This is a genomic window from Terrisporobacter petrolearius (genome assembly GCF_020748185.1).
In the GTDB taxonomy this organism is placed as follows: Bacteria; Bacillota; Clostridia; order Peptostreptococcales; family Peptostreptococcaceae; genus Terrisporobacter; species Terrisporobacter petrolearius.
Map to the genome: position 1 here is coordinate 257,475 of NZ_JAHZMO010000001.1, position 20,512 is coordinate 277,986.

At 27.1% G+C, this 20,512-nt stretch carries 25 protein-coding genes; 22 read left to right on the forward strand and 3 right to left on the reverse strand.

What is annotated here, in order from left to right:
* The first annotated feature begins 160 nt into the window (after nt 1-160).
* The 9 genes from K0040_RS01225 (at nt 161) to K0040_RS01265 (ending at nt 7,923) form a co-directional block, all read left to right on the forward strand.
* Nucleotides 161-1,492: a L,D-transpeptidase family protein gene (locus K0040_RS01225; protein WP_228107155.1), complete on the forward strand. Its 1,332-nt coding sequence runs from the start codon at nt 161-163 to the stop codon at nt 1,490-1,492.
* A gap of 392 nt (nt 1,493-1,884) precedes the next feature.
* Nucleotides 1,885-2,559, forward strand: coding sequence for a sugar transferase (locus tag K0040_RS01230; protein ID WP_228107156.1), 675 nt, complete (start codon nt 1,885-1,887; stop codon nt 2,557-2,559).
* A 167-nt stretch (nt 2,560-2,726) separates the two neighbouring features.
* Nucleotides 2,727-3,488 carry a glycosyltransferase family 2 protein gene (locus tag K0040_RS01235; RefSeq protein WP_228107157.1) on the forward strand — a complete coding sequence of 254 codons (762 nt, stop codon included), beginning with the start codon at nt 2,727-2,729 and terminating at the stop codon, nt 3,486-3,488.
* A 130-nt stretch (nt 3,489-3,618) separates the two neighbouring features.
* Nucleotides 3,619-4,614: a C40 family peptidase gene (locus tag K0040_RS01240; RefSeq protein ID WP_228107158.1), complete on the forward strand. Its 996-nt coding sequence runs from the start codon at nt 3,619-3,621 to the stop codon at nt 4,612-4,614.
* Between the two features lie 206 nt (nt 4,615-4,820).
* On the forward strand, nt 4,821-5,501 hold the full coding sequence (locus K0040_RS01245) for a hypothetical protein (RefSeq protein ID WP_228107159.1): 681 nt from the start codon (nt 4,821-4,823) through the stop codon (nt 5,499-5,501).
* 14 nt (nt 5,502-5,515) lie between these two features.
* Nucleotides 5,516-6,028, forward strand: coding sequence for an amidase domain-containing protein (locus K0040_RS01250; protein ID WP_228107160.1), 513 nt, complete (start codon nt 5,516-5,518; stop codon nt 6,026-6,028).
* 94 nt (nt 6,029-6,122) lie between these two features.
* Nucleotides 6,123-6,935, forward strand: a complete 813-nt coding sequence (locus tag K0040_RS01255; RefSeq protein ID WP_228107161.1) for an N-acetylmuramoyl-L-alanine amidase family protein — start codon at nt 6,123-6,125, stop codon at nt 6,933-6,935.
* 16 nt (nt 6,936-6,951) lie between these two features.
* Nucleotides 6,952-7,410: a hypothetical protein gene (locus K0040_RS01260; RefSeq protein WP_228107162.1), complete on the forward strand. Its 459-nt coding sequence runs from the start codon at nt 6,952-6,954 to the stop codon at nt 7,408-7,410.
* Nucleotides 7,411-7,521: 111 nt separating this feature from the next.
* A complete protein-coding gene (locus K0040_RS01265) occupies nt 7,522-7,923 on the forward strand; it encodes a hypothetical protein (protein WP_228107163.1) in 402 nt (133 codons plus the stop codon).
* Between the two features lie 80 nt (nt 7,924-8,003).
* Here K0040_RS01265 and K0040_RS01270 read toward each other — a convergent pair whose 3' ends face one another.
* Genes K0040_RS01270 through K0040_RS01280 form a run of 3 tightly spaced genes read right to left on the reverse strand, consistent with a single transcriptional unit; the run spans nt 8,004 to nt 9,075 of the window.
* Nucleotides 8,004-8,576 (reverse strand): manganese catalase family protein, encoded by a 573-nt coding sequence (locus K0040_RS01270; protein ID WP_228107164.1) that lies wholly within the window; start codon nt 8,574-8,576, stop codon nt 8,004-8,006.
* A 23-nt stretch (nt 8,577-8,599) separates the two neighbouring features.
* Complete coding sequence (locus K0040_RS01275; protein WP_228107165.1) at nt 8,600-8,866, reverse strand: spore coat protein CotJB; 267 nt, start codon at nt 8,864-8,866, stop codon at nt 8,600-8,602.
* Nucleotides 8,866-9,075 (reverse strand): spore coat associated protein CotJA, encoded by a 210-nt coding sequence (locus tag K0040_RS01280; RefSeq protein ID WP_228107166.1) that lies wholly within the window; start codon nt 9,073-9,075, stop codon nt 8,866-8,868. The genes K0040_RS01275 and K0040_RS01280 overlap by 1 nt, the downstream gene beginning before the upstream one ends.
* Nucleotides 9,076-9,228: 153 nt before the next feature.
* Between K0040_RS01280 and K0040_RS01285 the strand changes: the two genes are divergently transcribed.
* From K0040_RS01285 to K0040_RS01345, 13 genes are all read left to right on the forward strand, one after another.
* Nucleotides 9,229-10,098 (forward strand): tRNA 2-thiocytidine biosynthesis TtcA family protein, encoded by an 870-nt coding sequence (locus K0040_RS01285; protein WP_228107167.1) that lies wholly within the window; start codon nt 9,229-9,231, stop codon nt 10,096-10,098.
* A gap of 95 nt (nt 10,099-10,193) precedes the next feature.
* Complete coding sequence (locus tag K0040_RS01290; protein WP_228107168.1) at nt 10,194-11,204, forward strand: 3'-5' exonuclease; 1,011 nt, start codon at nt 10,194-10,196, stop codon at nt 11,202-11,204.
* A gap of 92 nt (nt 11,205-11,296) precedes the next feature.
* Complete coding sequence (locus K0040_RS01295) at nt 11,297-11,995, forward strand: MORN repeat-containing protein (RefSeq protein WP_228107169.1); 699 nt, start codon at nt 11,297-11,299, stop codon at nt 11,993-11,995.
* A gap of 25 nt (nt 11,996-12,020) precedes the next feature.
* Nucleotides 12,021-12,950, forward strand: coding sequence for a S8 family peptidase (locus K0040_RS01300; protein ID WP_228107170.1), 930 nt, complete (start codon nt 12,021-12,023; stop codon nt 12,948-12,950).
* A 178-nt stretch (nt 12,951-13,128) separates the two neighbouring features.
* Entirely contained in the window at nt 13,129-13,800 is a 672-nt protein-coding gene (ftsE, locus tag K0040_RS01305) for a cell division ATP-binding protein FtsE (RefSeq protein WP_228107171.1), read from the forward strand.
* Nucleotides 13,800-14,696 carry a permease-like cell division protein FtsX gene (ftsX, locus tag K0040_RS01310; RefSeq protein WP_228107172.1) on the forward strand — a complete coding sequence of 299 codons (897 nt, stop codon included), beginning with the start codon at nt 13,800-13,802 and terminating at the stop codon, nt 14,694-14,696. Before ftsE ends, ftsX begins: the two co-directional genes overlap by 1 nt.
* 18 nt (nt 14,697-14,714) lie before the next feature.
* The gene (locus K0040_RS01315; protein ID WP_228107173.1) at nt 14,715-15,827 is read left to right on the forward strand and encodes a murein hydrolase activator EnvC family protein; all 1,113 of its coding nucleotides are present in this window, start codon (nt 14,715-14,717) and stop codon (nt 15,825-15,827) included.
* Nucleotides 15,828-15,852: 25 nt separating this feature from the next.
* Nucleotides 15,853-16,374 (forward strand): 3'-5' exonuclease, encoded by a 522-nt coding sequence (locus tag K0040_RS01320; RefSeq protein WP_228107174.1) that lies wholly within the window; start codon nt 15,853-15,855, stop codon nt 16,372-16,374.
* Between the two features lie 115 nt (nt 16,375-16,489).
* The gene (locus tag K0040_RS01325) at nt 16,490-16,789 is read left to right on the forward strand and encodes a hypothetical protein (RefSeq protein ID WP_228107175.1); all 300 of its coding nucleotides are present in this window, start codon (nt 16,490-16,492) and stop codon (nt 16,787-16,789) included.
* The gene (locus K0040_RS01330) at nt 16,780-17,799 is read left to right on the forward strand and encodes a serine/threonine-protein kinase (protein WP_228107176.1); all 1,020 of its coding nucleotides are present in this window, start codon (nt 16,780-16,782) and stop codon (nt 17,797-17,799) included. Before K0040_RS01325 ends, K0040_RS01330 begins: the two co-directional genes overlap by 10 nt.
* 215 nt (nt 17,800-18,014) lie before the next feature.
* Entirely contained in the window at nt 18,015-18,491 is a 477-nt protein-coding gene (locus K0040_RS01335) for a hypothetical protein (RefSeq protein ID WP_228107177.1), read from the forward strand.
* 159 nt (nt 18,492-18,650) lie between these two features.
* Entirely contained in the window at nt 18,651-19,553 is a 903-nt protein-coding gene (locus tag K0040_RS01340; protein ID WP_228107178.1) for a transglycosylase domain-containing protein, read from the forward strand.
* 125 nt (nt 19,554-19,678) lie between these two features.
* Nucleotides 19,679-20,095 carry a DUF3785 family protein gene (locus K0040_RS01345; protein ID WP_228107179.1) on the forward strand — a complete coding sequence of 139 codons (417 nt, stop codon included), beginning with the start codon at nt 19,679-19,681 and terminating at the stop codon, nt 20,093-20,095.
* Nucleotides 20,096-20,512: the final 417 nt, after the last annotated feature.

The following is a 20,512-nucleotide window of genomic DNA, read 5'->3' on the forward strand; positions in this document are numbered from 1 at the left end:
ATTAATAGGAAACGCACTATCTGGATTAATTGTAGGTCTTTTGTTTTATCATATAATTTAGAAAAGGGTGTAATAAAATTGTCATCATTTATGGAACCAAAATATGTTAGAATATTATTGTATAATATTTTACCTTATCATAGGCAAGGGGGGAATAAGTATGAAAAAAAGGTTTAAATCATTTTGTACAATATTATTGGCAACTGTTATGATATTAGCGTCGAGTGTACCTGTAGCAAATGCAGCAACTCATCAATTAATTATAGTTAACTCAAAAAATAATACTTTAAATTTCTATGAAAACTATACCTTAGTAAGAAAATTTAAATGTGCAACAGGAAAGTCAAGTACGCCAACTCCACAGCGTAAGACAACTATAGTTAATAAAATTAAAAACAGACGTTATTATAAAGGTAATATTCCTGGAGGAGATCCAAGAAATCCTTTAGGAAAAAGATGGATGGGACTAAACATGTATGGTAAAGGAACTACATATGGAATTCATGGAAATAATAATGAAAGTTCTATTGGCAAAAATGTAAGTGGCGGATGCATTAGAATGCATAACAAGGATGTAGAGTGGTTATATAATAAAATTAGAGTTGGTGCTACAGTAATAATAAAAAGTACATCTAAAGATGATGCGTGGATAGCTAATCAATATGGTATAAAGCTTAGAAATATGTGGTATACAAATGGTAGTTACAAGTATTATCGTAAGTCAAATGGTAAATATGCAACTGGTTGGTATACTATTGGTAGTAAAAGATACTACTTTGATAGTAAGGGAAGAATGCAAACTGGTTTAAAAACAATATCTGGTAAAAAATATTATTTAGGAAAAGATGGAGCAAGACAAACAGGATGGAAAACAATATCTGGTAAAAAATATTATTTTGTAAAATCAGGAAATGCTAAAGGTCAGGCAGTTAAAGATAAGAGATATATCGATAAATCTTACTATTACTTTGACAAGAACTATGTAATGGTTGCAAATAAAAAGATTAAAATAGGAAATAGCTACTATTACTTTGGTAAAGATGGAAAAATGAAAACAGGATGGCAAACAGTATCTGGCAAAAAATACTACTTTAAAAAATCAGGAGATACGAAAGGCCAAGCCCTTAAAGGTAAGAAAAGTATAGATGGAACTTATTACTACTTTGATGATAATTGTGCAATGGTAATTGACAAAAATGTTAAAATAGGAAATGACTATTACCGCTTTGGAAATAATGGAAAGATGATAAAGAATAAAGAAATTGATTCTTATTATTTTGGTAGTGATGGAAAAGCTTATAAATCTTGTGAAAAACAAATAGATGGTTATATTTATACTTTTGATAAAACAGGGAAAATAATTAATAAAACTAAAATAGAAGAAAATTCAAGTACATCAAAAAAGGTTTATGATTCTCAAAATATGGATGAATCACGTCCTAAAGACATAAAAGAAAATAATGAAGATGCTTCTTTAAAAGAGGCTATCTAAACATAAAAGGTCTCCTCATTGATTAACAATGGGGAGACTTTTTTATTTATTACAAAAAAGTAAGAAGAACTTAATCTTCTATATTTTGCATGTATATACTAAATAAGTTATAATTTTCAAGTAGAAAAATAAAGTACAATGGGGGGGATCATAAAAGAAAATTTTTTATCTTTTACTGTAATGGAAGTTCCATTTGCCTTTGCTATTTTTTAAAACTAATTAACCTATGTTTAAATTTAACTTAACATCAATATGAATTTAATATGAAAAACTTTGAAAACAAATTAAAGGTGTTGATATAAATAAATTTATAAACTATAATGTTAATAGAATGTTAAATGGCATAATATGGTAACTACAATTATGTTTGTGCACAGGGGGGTATAAGCACAATGATGGGTCAATATGTTGAGAAATTTGAAGATGATGTTTGTAATTTTAGTAGTGAAATATCAGCAAACATAGATTACTCCATAGTAAATGACTCTTTCTTATTTAAAATATATCATAGAATACTCGACATAATTATTTCAATAATTGGATTGGTAATTTCTATACCTATGATAATAGTTTTTGGCTTTTTAATTAAAAAAGAAGATGGTGGCCCTATATTTTATAAACAGGATAGACTAGGAAAAGATGGGAAAATAATCTTTATATATAAATTAAGATCCATGAGGATTAACTCAGAAACCAATGGAGCAATATGGGCAGAAAAAAATGATCCAAGAATTACGAAGGTTGGAAAATTCATACGAAAGACAAGAATCGATGAGATACCACAATTTTTAAATATTTTAAAAGGAGAAATGAGTGTAATTGGTCCTAGACCAGAGAGACCTACTTTAACTATGGAATTTAATGACGAAATACCAGGGTTTATTAATAGACTGGTAGTTAAACCTGGTCTCACAGGATATGCTCAAGTACATGGAGGATATGAAATATCTCCAGAAGATAAAATAAAAGAAGATTTATATTACATCAAAAATAGAAGTGTTTTTTTAGATTTATCTATATTACTTAAAACGGTCAAGGTGATTTTTACTGGAGAAGGCGCTAGATAAATAAAAAAATTATTATTCATTATAACTTTTCTTGAAAAATTTTCGTAAAATATATATAATAAAATAATAAAAATATAACAAAAGTAAAACATAACGAAAAAATAGGGAGAGATTGATAATAATCTCTCCCTATTTTTATATATTAAATTAAGAAGGGGAAAATCTATATGGAAAATAAATTAGTATCTATAATTACTCCTGTATATAATGGTGAAAAATATATTGAAGAATGTATAAAAAGTGTCCTAAGTCAAAGTTATAAAAATATAGAGATGATAATTATTGATGATGGATCTACTGACAATAGTGAAAATATAATAAAAAAATATACTGAAAGCTTTCCATTTATAAAATATATAAAATGTAATGAAAATAATGGAATATGGGCAGCGCGAAATATAGGTATAGAAAAAGCAAAAGGTAGATTTATTTCATTTTTAGATGCAGATGATATATATAAAGAGAATAAAATTAAAAATCAAATAAATTTTATGTTAAAGAACAATTATTCATTTACATATACAGCTTATGACTTAATAAATGAAAATAGTACAAGCTTAAATAAAGTTATTAAAGCAAAAGAATATGAAGATTATGATAGACTTTTAAAAGGAAATGACATAGGATGTTTGACAGTTATGATAGATAGACTAAAAATTAATACTCCTATAAGATTTGAAAATTATCACCACGAGGATTTTGTCTTATGGTTAAAAATATTAAAAAATAATGTAGTTGCCTATGGAATAGACGAGATTTTGTCTTCTTATAGAAAATCTAATTCATCTGTAAGTCACAATAAAATAAAAGCAGCCCTATGGACTTGGAATATATATACTAATGTTGAAAAATTACCCTTAAATAAAGCTATCTATTATTTTTTTAAATACACAATGAATGGTTTTAGAAAAAATAGTTACAAGAAGTAAACTACAAATATCTACTTATTTTATAGTAAATATTTGTTAGAAAAAAATTATTTTTGTAAAATAGTGGTAATTAGAATTTAAACTATGTTATACTAGTTACAAATAAGTTACAAGGGGGGATGTGTGGAGTATGATTTTTAATAAAAATAAGAAGGTAATATCAAAAGCGATGGCAATGGGGATACTTGGTACAAGTATGGTGCCTGTAGTTGCTATAAATGAAAATGTGGAAGCAAAAGAAGTTAGATCCACAAGTCAACAAGATAAAACAACTAAAGTTGTGGAGGTAACATGTTCAGCTCTTAATATTAGAAAAGGTCCAAGTAAGGATTATTCTATAGCTGGTACAGTGACTAAAGGAACTAAGCTTAAATATATTTCTACAAGCAGTAATGGTTGGTATAAAGTCGAATATAAAGGTAGTACTAGATATATTAGTAATAATTACTCAAGATTAAAATCTACATCAGCAACATCAAATGAAAATAAGGACACTATAAAAAAAGTAGGAAAAGTAACATGTTCTGCTCTCAATGTTAGAAAAGGTCCTGGAACAAATTATGGTGTTAAAAAAACAATAAAAAAAGGTAGTGTTGTAGGAGTAATAAAATCATACAGCAATGGATGGTATAAGGTGAAAATATCCAACTCTTCAACAGGATATGTATGCTCTGATCATATGAGAACATATTCAGGAGATTCTGGTGATATTAAAGTAACATACACTAAGTCTTCTACATCATCGACAACTAACAAAAAGATTAATACAGTAGTATCTACAGTAAAAGCGCAAGTAGGTAAGCCTTATGTATATGGAGCAGCAGGGCCAAACTGTTTTGATTGTTCAGGACTTACATACTACTCTTATAAAAAAGCAGGGATTTATCTTAACAGAAGTTCTAGAGATCAAGCATCAAATGGAAAATATGTTAGTAAGAGTAATCTAAAACCAGGAGATTTAATATTTTTTAACAGTGGTACAAATAGTATACGTCATGTAGGTATGTATGTAGGAAACAATAAATTTGTTCACTCACCAAGTCCAGGAAAAACAGTAAGATATGAAAGTTTATCAACTTCATATTATGTTAAAGGGTATGTAACAGCAAGAAGAATAATTGATTAATTGATATAAGTAGCTATAATGAAAATTTTATTTTCATTATAGCTTTTTTATTGTTATTATGTTGAATATTAAATAATAACGCGACCAATGAAAGATGATAGGTTGTTATTATAATATTTTATTATCATTTATTTTTATATAAATAATAAAAATAAGGTCATTTTCATATTATTAAATATAAAAGGATAAAGGGGAGGGCAGCGATTATGGTTGTAATTGCAAAAGAACTTCTACAATATGAGAAAGATTATATTAAATACTCTATAAACTTTCCGAAAATATATTATAAACAGGACAATGACAAAGATTATATAAAAAATGAAATGATAGAAAGTGTAAATCAAATTATCTTTGAAGACATAATGACTTTTATGGATGTGGTAGAGGATACCTATAATGTAAATAGTGAAGGGTATACTCATATTAATAGTATTACAGAATTTCAAGTTGGATATTTGTCAAATGACATAATAAGTTTGGCTATTGAATTTTCACAACTAGCAGGATTTTATGATATAAGTTATTTGAAAGGTTATAATTTTGATTTTAAATTAAAAAAAAATATTAGTTTAAAACATTTATTTAAGGAAAATGTGGACTATATAAAAATACTTAAAAAATATATATTAATTCAAGCTAAAATACTAGTTTCAGAATTACAAAAATATGAAGAAGACAATTTATATAAAATAGTTGAAGAGAATATTTGCTTAGATGAAGAAAATATATTTTATTTTACTCAAGAGTATTTAATATTACCTTTTTCTTCTTGTGAAATAGATAAAGATATTTTAAACTTAATTGAATTTAAGATACCTTTTAATAAGATTTACAATTACCTTAGTGATTATGCTATAAAAGGTATTGTAAAAAAAATAGTGCTTTAGTATGGGGTGAAATTATGTTTTATGAATATGATAGAATAGCTGCTGTTCAGTATGCAAGACAATGGGCATTGAAAAGAAATCCTAAATTTCAAGATTATGAAGATTGGGGAGGTAATTGTACCAACTATATTTCTCAATGTGTAAATGCAGGAGGAGTTCCCATGGACCCTTATGGTGACAATGTGATGAAACAGTGGTATTGGTATAGTGATAAAAAGAGAACACCTAGTTGGACGGCGTCACAGCCATTTTTTGAGTATTTTACTGGAAATAACAAAGGTAATACAAAGAATTTTGGAGTATACGCAGCAGAAGCCGACTATGATGACTTGGAGTTAGGTGATATTGTTCAATTAGTAAAAGATGGGAGGGCATACCATACAATGATAATAACGGGAATATTATTTGACGGAGATAAAGTTCATGATTACCTTGAAAGTCAAAATACTTATGATTTATTAGATTACCCTTTGAGTTTGAAGGTTGGAGAAAGACGATACTTAAAAATATTTGGATATTATATGTAATATGTAAAGTTGAAAAGAATCTTTCTTGGTGTTAAAATAAATTTATCAGAATTATTTTCATTATATGGAATAATATGCTAAGAAGGGTGAAATTATGGCAAGACAAAACAAAAAAGCAAAACATGGGAAAAAAAGAACTAGAATAAATAAAAGAAAGTTGATTATTGTAACCTTAGGTCTATTAATAGTAGCATTTGGTTTATTTAAAGCTTTTCAAAGTGTATTTTCAGGGATATCTGTAGCAAAGGAAAATGTAGGGTCTCTTATTACAGCAGTATTTGGAGTTGGTGAAGATGCTAGCAAAGTAAACAAAGAAAAACAATTTGATTTACAAGAGGAAGGTACTACAGAAAAAAAGAAATATATAGTGTATATTGATGTTGGTCATGGAGGTACAGACGTAGGATATAAAACAAGCAATGGGGTTTTAGAAAAAGATTTAGATTTACAGATAAGTAAATTAGTTTCATCTAGACTATCTTCTCAAGGGGATATTAGTGTGGTTGTGTCACGAAATACAGACACTAATTTATCTAATAGTGAAAGAGTAGAAGATGCTAATAAACAAAATGCGGATCTCTTTGTGTCCATTCACATGACTGGTAATGAAGATAATAAAGCAGAAGGAGTTCAAACATTTTATAGAGTGGGAGCAAATGATGCTTCAGATGAATTCGCAACACTGATACAAAAGTCTGTATCAGCATATGTAGACTTGAAGGATAGAGGAGTTACACCTTTTACATTTGACGTATTACAAGGCAACAATATGCCAGCAATATTAATACAATGTGGTTTTTTAAGCAATCCTGAAGAAGAAAAAAAATTAACAAATCCTGAGTTCCAAAAAGATTTGGCAGAAGGGATATATCAAGGAATTTTATCTTTTTTAGATACTCAAGGATAAAACAGGAGGAATAATAATGGAGAATCTACAAGTAAAGAAAGTTTTACTAGAGGAAGCCTTAAGGAAAAAATCTATGGAAAATATGTTTACTATTGTAGAAAAAGAAAACCTAGTTTTATTTAGATCTTTTCAAGAAATTTATGTTAATAATTGTTTGACAGCAATAATATTAAGTGAATCTGCTTATACAATGATTAATATTTTCTTTGGAAAATTAGTACTAGAAGATAAAAGAAATGAAGTACTAAACTTAATCAATAGTTTAAACACTACTTATACAGCAAATAAATTTGTACTTAGTAAAAGTAATGAACTTATTCTTCAAGTACCATATATATCATTAGCAGATGATTTTAATGGAGAGTTGGTAATTGATTTATTGAGAGAGTTGTTAATAATATTAGTAAAAAAAGAATATATTAAGTTTAAAGACATACTGGGAGATAGTATGATGATGGACTTTGTAAATAATTAATTAAAAAACCTTAAGCATTTGCTTAAGGTTTTTTAGTTGAGGCAATATGTATAAAACATTGTACATGATGGTAATAATCTTTAATAAGAAATTTTAAAGAAGGGATTTATTATGTGTAAGATAACTGATTTTTATCAATATAAATACTGTAGAGGAAATTACTTTATCAATGTATTTATTAATAAAGAGTCAGCAAAAGGAATGAAGTCATTGTTATTAGAAAAATTAAAAGAAAAAAATTTAAGTAAAGAATATAGATGTGTTTATACTATTTTGTTGGACAAAATAAATAAAAATATGAAAGAAAGTATTTATGTAAAACTTAGAATAAATAAATGTTATTTACAATATCTAAAGGATTTATATTATGATTTTTATGATAGAGAAGAAAGTTTATATGTTAAAGAAGTAATATGTCATTTACAATATTTTATTGAAGAAGATGGTGAAAGTATTTTTAAATTTTATTATTTGATGGAAAATACTAAAATAAGTGCTTTATCAAAAATGTGAAAATTAATTTAAATAAAATTTTAAAGGTTGCATGTGAAAAATTTTACTTGCAACCTCTTTTAAATATATATTTTTAAATATTAAAATATTTTTTTACAATCAGTATAATCATAAACGTCCATTAAAGCTTCCCCAAATCTTTGATAATGAACGATTTCTCTTTCTGCTAAAAATCTTAATACAGCAATTATATCAACATCATCAGTAAGATTAATTAGTTGATAATAAGTAGCTAATGCTTTTTGTTCAGCAGCCATATCTTCGTGCAAATTAGTTATTGAATCACCAAATACATTAATATAAGCAGTAGTAAAAGGTACACCGTTAGCATCACTCGGTTGTAATCCATGTCCAAATTGTGCAAAATTTGGACCTAGCCCATAGGCTTTCATTTCTTCTGGTGTAGCATCTTCAGTTAACTGATAAAGCATAGATGATATTACCTCAACGTGAGCTAGTTCTTCTGTACCAATATCTGTTAGTAAACCCTTTGTTTTTCCAGTAGGCATAGTATATCTTTGTTGTAAATATCTAAGTGCAGCAGCCATTTCTCCGTTAGGTCCACCAAGCTGAGTCATTATAAGTTTAGCCATTCGTAAATCCTTAGACTTTAAAACAACTGGAAATTGTAATGTCTTTTCATATATCCACATATATTTAATCCCCCTATTTTTATCTATTCATAATATTCTCTTTGCCATGGCCAAGGATCATCAACCCATTGGAAAGGACAATCACTACGACTATGACCAAAATTCATCAATGGCCCGTATTTTTTTTCAAAAGATTTAACTGCTTGCTCAAACTGTTGTCCTAATGAATTATATAAACATACAGCATTTTTATCTTCTGGATGATTATCTAAATATAAATTTAAATCTACACATGCAAAGCATAGTTCTTGAATTTTTCTTATTTGTTCTCCTCTAGTCATACTAGCCATTACCTTCTACCTCCTACTCTCTTTTTAGGTGATGAGTATAATGCTGGGTTGTACATTTCAGAATCAAATAAGTTTAACTCTGGGAAAATTGTACCATATTTTAAAGCACATTCAAGATTGTATATCTTTGTAAGCACTTGGTCATTTATATATGGTCTTACTAAACAGCAACCACAGTTTTGTGAAACTCCTCTTGACGTATTTTCCATATTGTCAAAACCTCCTTGTTGAATTAGATATTTCTATCTTAGTTTTATACTATTCCAATTATTCGAAATCGTGAGTACTTGCTTGTATAAAACCTATGAAATATGATAAAATTAATTTTATGCATAGATATGTAGAGAATATGAGGTGAAAAGATGAGTGAATTAGCAGGAAATGGCTGTCAAATAATTGTACCTTTTGACGAGCGTAAACCTTTAAAAGAAATTGAAAAAAGTATATTAAAAAAATATAGAAAATACACTTGGTCTAAATTTATAAAAGCAATAAAAGATTATAAATTAGTTGAAGAAGGAGATAAAGTAGCTGTAGCAATATCTGGAGGAAAAGATAGCTTACTTATGGCAAAAATGTTTCAAGAATTAAAAAGACACGGACAAGTGAACTTTGAATTGGAATTTATAGCAATGGATCCAGGGTATCATAAAGATATAAGACAACTATTAATTGATAATTGCGAGTACTTAGAAATACCAATAAAATTATTTGATGCAAATATATTCGAAGTTGCAGATGAGATAGCAAGTGATTATCCTTGTTATATGTGTGCAAGAATGAGAAGAGGGGCTTTATACAATAAAGCTGAAGAACTAGGATGTAATAAGTTAGCTTTAGGGCATCATTTTGACGATGTTATAGAAACTACAATGCTTAACTTATTATGTGCTGGAAACTTTAAAACAATGCTTCCAAAGCTTAATTCAACAAACTTTGATGGAATACAAATAATAAGACCTCTTTATTATATAAGAGAAGAAAGCATTATAAAATTCATTCAAAATAGTGGAATATGGCCGCTAAATTGTGCGTGTATGGTTGCGGCTAAAAAAACAGGTAATAAAAGATATGAAATTAAAGACTTAATTAAATCATTAGGCGACAATTTCCAAGAAGTTGAAAAATCCATATTTAGATCGGCTCAAAATGTATATTTAGATTCAGTTTTAGGCTGGGAGAAAGATGGAAAAAGACATTCTTTCTTAGATAAATTTGAAGATGAAGAATAAAATATAAAATAACCGTTGAAATAACAATTCAACGGTTTTTCTTTATATTAATTATGATAAAATATAATTATAGCTATAAAGAGAGGGGAATTATTTTGAAGAAAATTTACATGGATTTTGAAATGAATATGCCAAGTTCCAAAAGTAAGAGGGAGGGGTTTAAAGCAGAAATCATAGCGATAGGTGCTATTAAATATGATACTAAAAGTGGAAAAATAGATAAGTTTAAATCTTTAATCAAACCTGTAACTAATCAAGAAGTTTTTCCTCATATTGAGGAACTTACCCATATTACAACTAAAGATTTGGAAACTGCTCCAACCTATGAAAATGTTATGAGAAATTTTAAATCATGGCTTGGTATATATTCAGATATTGAAGGAATTTATACCTTTGGAAATTTAGACTTAACTTGTTTTAATTATACAGATAGATTAAGCTCTCAAAAAAATAATCATCCAAGATTTTTAAACAATATAAGAAATTTATTTGTAGATATTAAAGATAAGTATATAAATTATGGTATGAAGTGTATGAATTATGTATCTTTAAAAAATCTTTTAGAATATGCAAATGTAAAGTTTTGTGGAGATGCACATGATCCACTGTATGATGCATATAATTTATATATATTAGACAAGGTCTTAGAAGAAAATGATAAAATAAGAAATTTATTAATAATACACGATTTTTTAAAACCACCCTTCACGGCCTTAAATGAAGATTTGGAAAATAGATTTGAAGAATACAGACAGTACTTATATAATCAAAATGGGGAATTTGATATTTACTGTATATCTTTAGAAATTATTAAAACTATTAAACTATATTTATTATCCATAAAAGAGATAAATGTTCACGAGATAGATATTATTCGAGATGTAAGTAAAAAACTAGAATCTTTGGATAAATTAAAAGACATAAAAGAAGGTTATTTTTATGTTTTAGATAATTTGTACCTAGACATGAAAGAATTATTAGACGATGCTCTTTTGTATAAGTTGAATCAACAGGAATATGAGGAAGAAGTTGATAATATAATTGATTTATTTAATGAAGATTTAGAAGTAGAAAATATAACTGAAGTAGCAACAGATATAACGTAAAATGATTTCAAAAGAAATCATTTTTTTTGTTTTAAATAATAAATATTATAAATATAAATAAGAAAGAGAATTATGTAAGAGGAGGGGGTTGTATGTTTATAACTACAGTTATAAAAATGTCTACTTTAATAAAAATAATATTTTTTATTGTTATTGCAGTGGTAATAGTAAGATATATAAAAAATATTAAAACATCCGTAGTGGGGAGCAAAAAAACTATTAATTACTTATTAAGAAGAAACACCAAATCGTTCCTTAAAAATAGGTACAATATGTTTAATATACATAGTAGGAATGAAGATGCAAAGGTGTACAACATAAATAGTGATGAGGATGTAATAAGATATACTAATGGAGATATTTATAAAGGTCAAATTAAAAATGGTATAAGAGAAGGTCTTGGAACTTGCTACTTTGCCAATAAGGATGTTTATGAGGGAATGTGGAAAAATGATAAAATGGAATGTGTAGGTAAATATGTATTTGCAGACAAATCTTTTTATAGTGGTGATTTTAAAAATGGATGTAAGGAAGGTATTGGAGTTTATACTTGTGAAGACTACAAATATATTGGCCAATATTATGCAGATAGAAAAGGAAGAGTAGGAACATTCCATCTACCAGAAAATTCATATTTAAAAGTTATTATTGAAAATGGGACAATTGTAGAAGGCACATATATAAGAGAAGGGCATGAAGAGGAATATATTTATAATATTGATTTAAGTAATGAAAGAGAAGTAATTAAGAATATTAGATCTTATTTTGTAAAGGATGTTTCTAATATATAAATTAATAATATTGGAGTGAAATATTATGAAAAACCAAAATGATGATTATAAAATAAAACTTATTCCTTTTATAATGAATAGAGGAGTAAAAAATACAGGAAAAACACCTTATGGAGTAACCATGATTCAAGCAAAAAATATGTGGAGTGAATCTAGTAGGGGGGAAGGTATAAATATTGCAGTAATAGACTCAGGTTGCGATATTGACCATGAAAGCTTAAAAGAGAATATTGTATTTGTTAGAAATTTTACAGATGAAGATAAGAAAAATCCAAATATAGTAATTGATAGGGTTGGTCATGGTACTCATGTGGCAGGAATTATAGCTGCAAATGGAAATAATAATACAGTAGTTGGAGTAGCTCCATGGGCTAATTTATACATTTTAAAAGCTATTGATAGAACTGGAAGTGGAAAAGTAAATTGGGTTATTAATGCGATAAATTATGCTGTGGAGAAGAACGTTGATATTATATCTATGTCCCTTGGTATGCCGAACAATGACCCAAAGCTTGAAAAAGCAATAAAACATGCTGTTAATAATAATATATTAGTGGTATGCGCTGCTGGTAATGAAGGTGATGGAAATGCAGGTGATTTTGAATACTCGTATCCTGCATCTTATGTGGATGTAATATCAGTGGGCGCAGTAGATAAAAAAGGAGTTCCAGCTAGTTTTTCAAATGCCAATTTGGTAGTAGACTTGGTAGCTCCAGGGGTTGATGTAGTATCTACTTATCCTAATAATCAATTTGCAAGTTTAAGCGGAACAAGTATGGCAGCTCCACATGTCACTGGAAGTTTAGCATTACTTAAAAATTGGTCTCATGAAGAATTTCAAAGAGATTTAACTCAAGAAGAGATTTACGCACAACTTATAAAGTATACAAAAAATTTAGGATATCCTAGAACAGTGCAAGGTAATGGATTGATTTATTTAAAAGATAAAAAATAAATAGTTTTTTATAGCTTGGAACTTAATTATAATAAGTTTCAAGCTGTTTTTTTTACAAAAAATATAAAATTTCATTTTTTATCTCAAAATTTTACAAAAAAAATGATATAATGAATTAGAAAGTAACAAAATTGTAACTAATTAGATGCTTAAAATTAAAATATATGGAGTTGAGACAATGATTAAATTTACAAAAGTTGAGAAGCAATACTCTGATGGAAATAAATGTCTAAAAGATATAAATCTTACAATAGATAAAGGAGAATTTGTTTTTTTAGTAGGACATTCAGGAGCAGGGAAATCAAGTCTTCTAAAAATAATAACTAGAGAAGAAAAAGTTACAGATGGAACGATTATAGTTAATAAAGAAAACATAACTAATATAAAAAACTCAATGCTACACAAATACAGAAGAAATATAGGAATAGTTTTCCAAGATTACAGATTAATCAAAGAAAAAACTGTATATGAAAATGTTGAATTAGCCCTTAGAGTAGTAGGAGAAAATCCTAAGAATATAAGATCCAAGGTTATGGATGTTTTAGAAAGAGTAGGTATAGCCCATAAGTATAAAAAATATCCAGATGAATTATCAGGTGGTGAGTGTCAAAGAGTTGGTATAGCCAGGGCATTAGTAAATAAGCCATCTATTATAATTGCCGATGAATGTACAGGAAATCTAGATATGGACAATTCTATTTCAATAATGAAGCTACTACAAGATATAAATAAAGTAGGCATCACAGTAATCATGGCTACTCATAATTTGGAGTTAGTAAGAGAATTTCCTAGGAGAATTGTGAAAATTGAAAGTGGCAAAATAATTTATGACACAAAGAGGTGTGAATAATGAAGATAATATCAAAAATAACATATAGCTTGAAACAAGGATTAAAAGGTATATTTAGTAATAAAACTATGAGTTTGATTTCTGTAGTTTCAGTTACATCAGTCCTAGCTATACTTGGAATAGTGTTATGTATAGTATTAAACATTAACTCATTTATGGAACAAACACAAAATGAAGTAAATGAGATAAGAGTAGCATTAGATCCAAAATCAAGTGAAGATAAGACTTTAAAAATAAAAGCAGAATTAGAAAAAATAAATGGAGTTGAAAGCGTCAAGTATCAAACAAAGGATGAAGCTTTTAATGATATGAAAGAAAGCTTTGGAGACGACAAAGAGTTGTTAGAGGGAGTAAAAAATCCTTTGGATGACTATTTTATAGTAACTATTGCTGATTCTCAGGAAATAGAAACTTTAGCGAAAAATATGGAAAAAATAAAAGGTGTTATAGAAGTTCAATATTATAAAGAAATAATGGAAAACTTCATAACAGCATCTAATACAGTAAAACAATTTGGAGGAATTGTAATAGGATTCCTATTAATAGTTTGCTTAGTATTAATATCTAATACAATAAAAGCTAGAGTGTATAGCAAAAAAGAAGAAATACAAGTTATAAAATACATAGGTGGTAGTAATAGATTTGTTATAGCGCCATTTATAGTAGAAGGATGTATAATAGGCTTATTTGGTTCTTTAATATCCCTTGGGATATGCACAGGAATGTATAAGTATGTAGTTGAAAATATGCAAATATCTCTAAATTCAATTGTTGGAGATATGATGTTACCTCTTTCAAGTGTATCATACTTATTAGTCTTAGTATTATTTGTTACAGGAATAATGGTAGGAATATTAGGAAGTGGATTATCTGTAAAAAAATATTTAAAAGTATAAAACAATTTGGGGGAAGATATGAAGAAAATAATATCAACAGCTTTAATTTGCTCAATGTTATTTTCAGCTAGTAGCATGGTATATGTTAGTGCTGAAAATACAGAAAGTAAGCTAAAGTCTAATCAAGAAAAGCAAGAAGAATTAGATGTAAAGATAAAAAATTTAAATGAAAAGAAAGAAAAAGTTGAAGAAAAGATTAATCAAGCAAACAAAAAAATAGAAACAATAAATAATGAATCAGAAAAATTAAAAGAAGACATTAAGAAACTAGAAAAAGATATAACTTCAAATGAAGAAAGCTTAGGAGACAGATTAAAAGTTATAAATAGTAACTATACATTAGGTTATTTAAAGGTTATACTAAGTAGTAATTCTATTTCTGACTTTTTAAATAATGTTTATATAGTGCAAGAAGTTGTAGAACAAGATAAACAAATGTTAAAAGATTTAGAATCTGATAAAAGTGAAATAGAAGAAAAGAAAACAATACTAGATAAAAATAAAGAAGAAGCTAAAGTAATTAAAGATGAGTTAGTGAAAGATAAAGAAAGTTTAGAGGAAGATAAAGCAGAGCTAAAAAAATTAAAGAGCCAATTAGTTAATGAAGAAGAAGCGTTAGAAGGAAAGCTACAAAAAATAGCAGCAGAAAATGCAGCAACTTCTAGTGAATCAAATTCTAGCAAATCAGATTCTAACAAATCAGATTCTAACAAATCAGATTCTAGTAATTCAAATGCTGTAATATCAAATGGATCGTGGCCAGTACCTGGACATAGTACAATATCTTCACCTTTTGGATATAGAATACACCCTGTGTTGGGAGTAAGTAAATTACATACAGGAGTAGATATACCAGCGCCTACAGGAACTCCAGCAGTTGCAGTTGCTAGTGGAACTGTAATTTATTCAGGTGTTCAAGGAAGTTATGGAAATACAGTAATGATAAGACATGATAATGGATTAGTATCACTTTATGCTCATAATAGCGCTTTAATAGTTAAAGTAGGGGATAAGGTTAAAAAAGGACAAGTTGTGACTAAAATAGGATCAACAGGAAGATCAACAGGACCACATTTACATTTTGAAATTAGAGTAAATGGAACTCCTCAAAACCCATTAAATTACTTATAATCTTTTTGGATAAGGAGTAGTATTTATGCAAGAATATGTGGTAGTAGATTTAGAAACTACAGGATTAGACCCATATAGCGGTTGTGAAATAATAGAAATTGGTATAACAGAAATAAAAAATAATAAAATAGTAAGAAATTATTCAAGATTAGTAAAGCCGGATACAATCATACCTTCTTTTATAACAGAAATAACTGGTATAACAAATGAGATGGTAGAAAATGAAGAAGGCATAAAAACTGTTTTACCAAGATTTAGAAAATTCTTAGGTGATAGAGTGATGATAGCACATAATGCTAAATTTGATTTGAAGTTTTTAAATTATTATTTACAAAAATATAATTTAGAACCAATAGATAATCATATATGCACTCTAGAAATGCTTAAAAAATGTAAATCATATAAAGGAAAAAATAAAAAGCTGGAAACTGCATGTAATTATTATAATATCATAAATGAAAATGCCCATAGAGCTGATAGTGATACTAAGGCTACGGCAGAGTTATTTTTAATAATAAAAGATGAAGTATTTCCAGAAAACATGTAATTAAGACTAAGAGCTATAGATAAATCTATGGCTCTTTTTTTATATTGTAAATTTTGTGTTCAATAAAAGTATAGATTCATAGTATATATTAGTAGGAATAATAGGGGGATTAAATATGAATCACATTTATGTAAATATTTATACAGATAAAGTTAAGTTTTACATAGTTTACTATGATCAAAGTGAGAAAGGACAGATTAAAAATGATGAAATTATATTGCCTATTTCTTTTAGTATGGGCGATAAATTATACTATATAAAAAAAATAATAAGCACAATAATAAAACAATATAATATAGAATCATATAGTTTGGAAGTGGATAGAGATATAGGTGTGGAGATAGTAGATGCAGTTAAAATGGAAGGAGTTCTAGAAGAATTATTCTCGAGTAAAGGAGTAATGCTATGGAAATAAGTCCAAAACTAAATTTAAAAATAGTACAAAAGATTAATTCAGAAGGAGTAAATTCAGCTTTATATATAGTTGAAGATAGGCAGCTTAATTGTGAGATGATATTAAAGCAAATAGATAAAAAAAGATTAAAAGAGTATGATAAATATTTTGAAGAATCTAAAAAGATATCTTCATTGGATCATCCTAATATAATAAAAATTAACTATGCAACTTATGATGATGAGTATATTTATATAACCATGCCTTATTATAAAAAAGGATCATTAAATCAAATATTGGATTATAGAAGTTTAACAGTAAGGGAAATTATAAAATACTCTTTAGACTTTCTTTCGGCTCTTTATTATGTACATGACAATGATATAATTCATTGTGATATAAAACCAAATAATATTCTCATAGATGATAATAATCAAGCCATACTTGGTGATTTTGGTTCTGCCATAAAACTTGATATTCATGGGTGTGGTAAGCTAAAAAATGTTTACTATAAGCACATAGCACCAGAACAGTGCTTTACATCAACTGTTGATGGTCGTATTGATATTTACCAAGTTGGAACTACCTTATATAGGATGTGTAATGGAAATGAGGAATATAATAATCAACTTAAAAGATATAAAAATTTAAATGATTTAAAAATTGCCATATCAAAGGGAAAGTTTCCTGTAAGAAAAAAGTATTTGCCCCATATACCTAAATCTTTAATTGAAGTTATAGAAAAATGTTTGCAAGTAAAAAGAGAAGAACGATATGAGAATATATTAGATATTTTAAATGATTTATCAAAAATTAAAGAAAATCTTGACTGGAGATACGATAAAAGGAGCAAGGACTACTTTACATGGATAAAAGATGATAAATATATTATATTAAAACGAGAGGATAAAATATGGTTTATAGAATCAAATCTTATAAAAGGAACTAGTAATATGGAAGTAGAAAGCAAGGCGCAAGGATATCGAATAATAAGAAAAATTATAAAAGAAAATGAAAAAACCCTACTTTAATCCGTTCAAGTAGGGTTTTTCATTAAAATATATTATAAAAAGGGGTTTATTAGGGAATATATTTTGTTTGGGGAGTAATCAGTTATTGGGGAAATAACTGTAAATTTATAATAACAAAATTCGACAAAATATGCAAGTGTTTTTAAAAAATATATTTTAGTTAAGAAATATATTTGAAAATATCGGTTAAAATACTTTTAATAAGGAGGAGTATCATGAAAAAGGAACTAATAATTTACATATTAATTCTAATAGGAGTATTTACGTTTAATAATGTATCTTATTCTATTAATAAAAATAATACATTTGAAAGTTCGATATATGCAAATAATATTAATGACAAAGATATTAAAATAGAAATCACAAATGTGGAAACAATAAATAGTGCAATTAGTTTAGACGAAATTTATGAATCTCATTCTATTATTACTATTAGTATAACTAATACTGGACTAGAAGATGTAGAATTATCCAATATAAACTATTCTGTTTATCAAGATAATAAAAAGCTACAAACATTTATAAAAAGCCAAAATAAATATCTAGGATTTGTAGGAACATTAGGAAGTGGAGAACAAAAAAAAGTGACAATAGGAGTAGTATTAGAGAAAAAAAATAAACCACTAAAGGTGGTTTTTGAAAATTTAAGCGATTGTAGTAAACAAAAGATTATAAAAATAATAAATATTTAACATATTAATAAAAATAATAAATAATAGTTTGAATATTGATTTTTTTCAACATATTAATCATTTATACCTTACAATTGACATAGTGTAATATTACAATTTTGTACTTTGATTTATTTTAATTTACAATGTATAATTAATTTAACAAGTAAGGAGGTATATATGAGCTATTACGATAGTAGTGATAATAAAATAAGACGAAAAAAAATTAGTTCTAATAATTCAAATAAAAGTAATCAAAATGCAGTTAGTACTAAAAATAAACAAGAAATCAATAGAGTCAATAGAAAAGAAATAGATGAAAATTTTGAATTAGAGAAAGAATTATTCTATAAAAAAAGAGATAAAAAAAGACGTAAAAGAAATAGTCTTATAAAAAAATGTTTAACTGTTTTGTTAATACTAACATTTATAGGAAGTATATTTGCCTCTGTATTAGTAGCTGTATCACTAAAGGGAACTCCCGATGTTACTAAAGATTTAATTTATAATAGTTATGTATCTAAAAATGTGGTTCCAGTTAATGAAATTCCAGACAACTTAAAACACGCTATTGTTTCAACGGAAGACAAGAGATTCTATAAACATAGAGGTGTTGATTTTAGATCTCTAACTAGATCTGTTGTTAATAATATTTTATCAGATTCAACACAAGGTGGAAGTACTATTGATATGCAAGTGTCAAAAAACTTACTGACTAGTGAAGAAAGGACTATGAAGCGAAAAATTAGAGATATGTACAATGCCATGCAAATGAATAAAATAATGACAAAAGATGAAATTTTGTCTACTTATTTAAATAATATATATTTTGGAAAAGCAAGTTATGGTGTGGCAGATGCGGCAAAAGCTTATTTTGGAAAAGACGTTAGAGATTTAAATTTGAGTGAATGTGCTATGTTAGCAGGAATTACAAATAATCCAGCAAAATACATGCAACATGATGAGGCAAAAAGAAGGCAAAAAGTAGTGCTAAAACATATGTATCAGCAAGGTTATATAAGTGAAGATGAATATAAGGACGCACTTAATGATCCAACACCTTTTAAATCTGAAATTGCATAGAGAATTAAAATGTCAATAAATAAAACTTATTGGCATTTTTTAGTCTACGGTCTTGATATTTATTTATTTCATATTATAATAAGATTAATGCTATTTTAAGTTTATTAAATAAAAGAGGTGACTAAATGTTTAAATTTGACTATGATGAAAAAGAATACATATTAAATGATGAAAATTTTGATGAATTAATCAACGATGATGATAAACCGGTTAAAGATATTGATAAGGATATGATAATAGAATTGCTAAAAAACTCTCCAGAAGAAATAATATTTGGTGAGGAGTTTTATATTGAAGCATGTCCAAAGTGCTTAAAAGGAATAAAAGAAAAAGAAAAATTTTTCCCTTTTTTGGAATATCATTTTTATATTTATACTAAAGAAGAAAAATATGTTATAAGCACTATAGACAAAGATTATCAAGGGAAATCATTTAACAAACTATCCAGATCAAATCTTGTAGATGATAGTTATATAGTGAGTATAATAATATGTAAACATTGTAATGATTATATAATACAAGTAGAAAACTGTGAAGTGTAATAAAGTATATATTATAGACATATCTTTTGATATGTCTTTTTTACATGTTAGGAAAAAACATTAAACCTTTCTTCACAAGCTATAATGAAAATGATTGATTCGTGATGGCTTCGCCAATAATTAATATAAAGCGAATTAAAACCCTGATTATAATGTAGTAATTTAATTCTTTCTAGGAAACTAGGAGTAGTAACTGATAAGTACAAGATATTGTGCTAAGAGCACGCGTAGGAATTTTTTTATGACAGTTACTATATATTCGCTTATATTTTTTATGGAGGTAGTTATGGAAGCAATAGTAGAAAGATGCGCAGGTTTAGATGTTCATTTGGATACAGTTGTTGCATGTATTCTATATGGAGACTTAGATAAAAAGCCTAATAAAGAAGTTAAAACATTTTCTACAACAACTAAGGG

What these genes read in the sequence shown, in the direction of transcription:
- K0040_RS01285 (WP_228107167.1), top strand. Translation starts at nt 9,229, where the DNA reads ATGAGTGAATTAGCAGGAAATGGCTGTCAAATAATTGTACCTTTTGAC.
- K0040_RS01315 (WP_228107173.1), top strand. Translation starts at nt 14,715, where the DNA reads ATGAAGAAAATAATATCAACAGCTTTAATTTGCTCAATGTTATTTTCA.
- K0040_RS01300 (WP_228107170.1), top strand. Translation starts at nt 12,021, where the DNA reads ATGAAAAACCAAAATGATGATTATAAAATAAAACTTATTCCTTTTATA.
- K0040_RS01245 (WP_228107159.1), top strand. Translation starts at nt 4,821, where the DNA reads ATGGTTGTAATTGCAAAAGAACTTCTACAATATGAGAAAGATTATATT.
- ftsX (WP_228107172.1), top strand. Translation starts at nt 13,800, where the DNA reads ATGAAGATAATATCAAAAATAACATATAGCTTGAAACAAGGATTAAAA.
- K0040_RS01270 (WP_228107164.1), bottom strand. Translation starts at nt 8,576, where the DNA reads ATGTGGATATATGAAAAGACATTACAATTTCCAGTTGTTTTAAAGTCT.
- K0040_RS01225 (WP_228107155.1), top strand. Translation starts at nt 161, where the DNA reads ATGAAAAAAAGGTTTAAATCATTTTGTACAATATTATTGGCAACTGTT.
- K0040_RS01275 (WP_228107165.1), bottom strand. Translation starts at nt 8,866, where the DNA reads ATGGCTAGTATGACTAGAGGAGAACAAATAAGAAAAATTCAAGAACTA.
- K0040_RS01320 (WP_228107174.1), top strand. Translation starts at nt 15,853, where the DNA reads ATGCAAGAATATGTGGTAGTAGATTTAGAAACTACAGGATTAGACCCA.
- K0040_RS01340 (WP_228107178.1), top strand. Translation starts at nt 18,651, where the DNA reads ATGAGCTATTACGATAGTAGTGATAATAAAATAAGACGAAAAAAAATT.
- K0040_RS01250 (WP_228107160.1), top strand. Translation starts at nt 5,516, where the DNA reads ATGTTTTATGAATATGATAGAATAGCTGCTGTTCAGTATGCAAGACAA.
- K0040_RS01330 (WP_228107176.1), top strand. Translation starts at nt 16,780, where the DNA reads ATGGAAATAAGTCCAAAACTAAATTTAAAAATAGTACAAAAGATTAAT.
- ftsE (WP_228107171.1), top strand. Translation starts at nt 13,129, where the DNA reads ATGATTAAATTTACAAAAGTTGAGAAGCAATACTCTGATGGAAATAAA.
- K0040_RS01230 (WP_228107156.1), top strand. Translation starts at nt 1,885, where the DNA reads ATGATGGGTCAATATGTTGAGAAATTTGAAGATGATGTTTGTAATTTT.
- K0040_RS01335 (WP_228107177.1), top strand. Translation starts at nt 18,015, where the DNA reads ATGAAAAAGGAACTAATAATTTACATATTAATTCTAATAGGAGTATTT.
- K0040_RS01255 (WP_228107161.1), top strand. Translation starts at nt 6,123, where the DNA reads ATGGCAAGACAAAACAAAAAAGCAAAACATGGGAAAAAAAGAACTAGA.
- K0040_RS01325 (WP_228107175.1), top strand. Translation starts at nt 16,490, where the DNA reads ATGAATCACATTTATGTAAATATTTATACAGATAAAGTTAAGTTTTAC.
- K0040_RS01280 (WP_228107166.1), bottom strand. Translation starts at nt 9,075, where the DNA reads ATGGAAAATACGTCAAGAGGAGTTTCACAAAACTGTGGTTGCTGTTTA.
- K0040_RS01235 (WP_228107157.1), top strand. Translation starts at nt 2,727, where the DNA reads ATGGAAAATAAATTAGTATCTATAATTACTCCTGTATATAATGGTGAA.
- K0040_RS01295 (WP_228107169.1), top strand. Translation starts at nt 11,297, where the DNA reads ATGTTTATAACTACAGTTATAAAAATGTCTACTTTAATAAAAATAATA.
- K0040_RS01240 (WP_228107158.1), top strand. Translation starts at nt 3,619, where the DNA reads ATGATTTTTAATAAAAATAAGAAGGTAATATCAAAAGCGATGGCAATG.
- K0040_RS01260 (WP_228107162.1), top strand. Translation starts at nt 6,952, where the DNA reads ATGGAGAATCTACAAGTAAAGAAAGTTTTACTAGAGGAAGCCTTAAGG.
- K0040_RS01345 (WP_228107179.1), top strand. Translation starts at nt 19,679, where the DNA reads ATGTTTAAATTTGACTATGATGAAAAAGAATACATATTAAATGATGAA.
- K0040_RS01265 (WP_228107163.1), top strand. Translation starts at nt 7,522, where the DNA reads ATGTGTAAGATAACTGATTTTTATCAATATAAATACTGTAGAGGAAAT.